A 1,179-nucleotide genomic window follows, 5' to 3' on the forward strand; every position below is an offset into this window, starting at 1 on the left:
CCCTCCCGGCCCAGATTGCCGCGCAGCAGCAGGAGGTTGACGATCTCCCGGACGGTGTCCACCCCGTGCTCGTGCTGGGTGACGCCCAGGCACCAGCTGAAGATCGAGCGGTCGGCCTCCCGGTAGACCCGCGCCGCCTTGAGGATCTCGGCCCGGTCCAGCCCGCTCTGCCGCTCGATCTCCTCCCAGGGCGTGGCCAGGCAGACCTCGCGGTACGCCTCGAACCCGCTGGTGTGGCGGTCGATGAACAGCCGGTCCAGCGCCCGGTCGTCGGCCGCGGACTGCTCCAGGATCGCCTTCGCCATGCCGCGCAGCAGCGCCATGTCGCCGCCGATCCGCGGCTGGAGGTTCAGGGTGCTGGTGCGGGTGGCCCGGTTCAGCGCCATGTCGGTGAAGTCGTGCGGGATGATCGTCCGGGTCGCCGCCGCCTCGACCAGCGGGTTGACGTGCACGATCTGCGCGCCCCGCTTGTACGCCTCGGCCAGCGAGGTGAGCATCCGGGGCGCGTTGGAGGCCGCGTTGACGCCCAGGATGAACAGGGCGTCGGTGACCTCCCAGTCCTTGAGGTCGACCGTCCCCTTCCCGGTGCCGAGCGAGGCCTGCAGGGCCCGGCCGCTGGCCTCGTGGCACATGTTGGAGCAGTCGGGCAGGTTGTTGGTGCCCAGCTCGCGGGCCATCAGCTGGTAGAGGAACGTCGCCTCGTTGCCGAGTCGGCCGGAGGTGTAGAAGGCGGCCCGGTTGGGGTCGTCCAGCCCGCGCAGGGTGCGGCCGACCAGGGCGAACGCGTCCTTCCAGCCGATCGGGACGTAGTGGTCGGTGTCCGGGTCGTAGACCATCGGCTCGGTGAGCCGGCCCTGGTCCTCCAGCGCGAAGTCGCTCCACCCGGACAGCTCGGTCACCGTGTGGGCGGCGAAGAACTCCCGGCCGACCCGCTTGCGGGTCATCTCCCAGGTGACGTGCTTGATGCCGTTCTCGCAGATGTCCAGGTGCAGGCCCTTGGTGTCGTCGGGCCAGGCGCAGCCGGGGCAGTCGAAGCCGCTGTTCTCGTGGTTCATCCGCATCACCGCCCGCGGCCCGTCCAGGTACGCGCCCTCGCGCACCATGAAGCGGGTGACGCTCTTGGCGGCGCCCCAGCCGGCGGCCGGGTGGTGGTACGGCTGGACGTGGGGCGGGCCGGCG

At 71.2% G+C, this 1,179-nt stretch carries 1 protein-coding gene; it reads right to left on the reverse strand.

What is annotated here, in order from left to right; all coding sequences use genetic code 11:
* Positions 1-1,179, reverse strand: a 1,179-nt coding sequence (locus ACIQOV_RS42145) for a molybdopterin-dependent oxidoreductase (protein WP_401056533.1), incomplete at both ends; no start/stop codon positions are given.

This window comes from Kitasatospora sp. NPDC091257, assembly GCF_044757675.1.
Taxonomy (GTDB): Bacteria; Actinomycetota; Actinomycetes; order Streptomycetales; family Streptomycetaceae; genus Kitasatospora; species Kitasatospora lactacystinica.